General features: G+C 65.8%; 2 protein-coding genes. Both read left to right on the top strand.

Features of this window, described 5'->3' with window-relative positions:
- The first annotated feature begins 298 nt into the window (after positions 1-298).
- On the top strand, positions 299-1,324 hold the full coding sequence (locus tag U9980_RS18825) for a hypothetical protein (RefSeq protein WP_322769120.1): 1,026 nt from the start codon (positions 299-301) through the stop codon (positions 1,322-1,324).
- A gap of 100 nt (positions 1,325-1,424) precedes the next feature.
- Complete coding sequence (locus tag U9980_RS18820) at positions 1,425-2,234, top strand: purine-nucleoside phosphorylase (RefSeq protein ID WP_322769119.1); 810 nt, start codon at positions 1,425-1,427, stop codon at positions 2,232-2,234.
- Positions 2,235-2,263 lie beyond the last annotated feature (29 nt).

Raw genomic sequence — 2,263 nt, 5'->3', positions numbered from 1 at the left:
ATAATCCGCATCGCGGATACACAAAACAGATAATACAGACAATACATCGTGCCTTCTTCGTCTTTCGTCGACTGTGCACACATCGGAAGCCCACAACGTCTACTCTTTTCCACGGGAGGCTCCACGGCTCAACAGCTCTTCACCGCCGGTCGAACCAGCGCACCGCCGCGCCGGTTCATATCGCCCGGCTGTGCGGGGCATGCCCGGAGCCCGACGGGCGGGTAGGCCAAACGGTGCGCGATCACGGCTCCTTTCGCGCGTCCACAGGCCCGAGTCAGGACGGGAACGGGGCTGACCCATGACCCACAACGCCATGACCCAGTTAACCGTGGAGACGATCAGGGCGGAGCTCGTCGCACTCTCGACCGGACGTGGTCTGAATCTCGAGAAAATAGCCGGCTCACCTCTGGTGAAACTACCGGGAACACCAGGTGAATGGACCGACGGTCAGCGCGCGACGGCATTACAGCGAATCATAACCGAGTGCTGTCACGCGCTATCCCAGGAAAAGCTGCGCACCGGGGCACAGGTCGGTTTCAACATCGACGGTGAAAATCCGGGCGATCCGTCCCTAACCGCCCGTATCGACGCACTCGCCCGCCGGCGGGGCAGGCACGAGCGTACCGTTCGTGAATGGTTCTATCGGGGAACGAGCGAGGTGGCGCTCCTCCTACAGCAACGGGTCGCGGAGCTGAACATCCGCGACGGCTGGCGAGAATATCTTGAAAACGACGGGATCGGAGATCTTCTGGAAGCCGGGTCGCACCGGTTCTCTCTCGACCGGACCGAGATCCTGGTCCGGCTCTCCGGTCGGTTCCTCACGGAAGTTCTGGTGTTCCGGTCGCTGGTCGCACTCGACGACGGTGTCGATCATTACGTCGCCACGTCCCGTTATCACAGCGACCCCCGGCCCGGCGTGGTCTTCCTGGAACCACTGGCAAACTGCGTGGTCCGCCGGTCCGCATTCACCTCGAACGGGCACCAGGTGTCCGAACTTGAATTCCCGGCGACTCTTCCGCCCGGCCGCCGTATTTCCTTTGCCTACCGGCTGCGGGTGCAGAGCGACCGTGAGATGGTCCCCGTGCTGAGTTATGTGCCGAAAGCACAACAGGACAACCGGTATATACTGCAGGTACAGTTCGATCCGGCGACGACGCCGGATCGGCTGTGGTACTTCGCCGGCGTGCTCGGCCCGGAGACCCGGCTGCATCCGGATAACGAACATCAGTGGCTCCGGCCGAGCGGTCTGGGCTACGTGCGCAAGGGCTTCGTCGAGCTTTCCCGCGGCCTTCACTACGGAGTGGCGTGGGACTGGCCTCTCTAGCCGGGGCGCTTCCCCCGTCCCAGCCGAGCGCTTCCCCCGTCCCAGCCGAGCGCTTCCCCCATCTCCCAGGCAAGGTCCCCGGAGAAGCTACAGTCGCCGCATGCGGCCCACCCTCCAGGCATCGGATGCCTCGATCTCGGCGGCGCGTCTGGCCGAGCTCACCGGGATCGAGCGTCATGACGTTGCCGTGATTCTCGGGTCCGGATGGCTGCCGGCGGCAGACGTGCTGGCCGCGGCCGGTAGGACAGCCGGCGAGACAACCGTTACCGAGCTCGGCGGCTTCGTGCCGCAACGCGCGCCCGGCCACGCCGGGATAGTTCGTTCCGTCACGCTCGGCGGGCGCCACCTGCTGCTCTTTCTCGGCCGGGTCCACGCCTATGAGGATCATGATCTGTCTGTTGTCACCCACAGCGTTCGGACGGCCTGCGCCGCCGGCGCGTCCACGGTGGTACTCACCAATGCCGCGGGCGGGCTCCGGGAGGACTACAGCGTCGGCCAGCCGGTCCTCGTAGCCGATCATCTGAACCTCACCGGGCGCAGCCCACTGATCGGTCCGCGGTTCGTCGATCTCACCGACGCCTATGCCCCGCGTCTGCGTGACCTGGCACGCACTGTCGATCCCACCCTCACCGAGGGGGTGTATGCGGGCCTGCCTGGGCCGCATTTCGAAACGCCGGCCGAGATCCGGATGCTGCGGACGCTCGGCGCGGACCTGGTGGGCATGTCAACCATCCACGAGACGATCGTGGCCCGGGCCGAAGGCGCCGACGTGCTCGCCTTGTCCCTGGTGACCAACCTGGCGGCCGGTATGAGCGGCACGCCGCTCGACCACCGTGAGGTGCTGGCCGCCGGTGCCGCCGCCGCCGAGCGGATGGGCTCGCTGCTCGCCGCGGTCGTCACCAGGCTCTGAGCGGGCCCGCCACGGTGAATGATCGACCC

The sequence above is a fragment of the Protofrankia sp. Cr1 genome, assembly GCF_963555865.1.
In the GTDB taxonomy this organism is placed as follows: Bacteria; Actinomycetota; Actinomycetes; order Frankiales; family Frankiaceae; genus Protofrankia.
Note: the sequence above shows the minus strand (reverse complement) of the source record. Positions and strands in the feature narration are given on the sequence as shown.

What these genes read in the sequence shown, in the direction of transcription:
- U9980_RS18820 (WP_322769119.1), top strand. Translation starts at nt 1,425, where the DNA reads ATGCGGCCCACCCTCCAGGCATCGGATGCCTCGATCTCGGCGGCGCGT.
- U9980_RS18825 (WP_322769120.1), top strand. Translation starts at nt 299, where the DNA reads ATGACCCACAACGCCATGACCCAGTTAACCGTGGAGACGATCAGGGCG.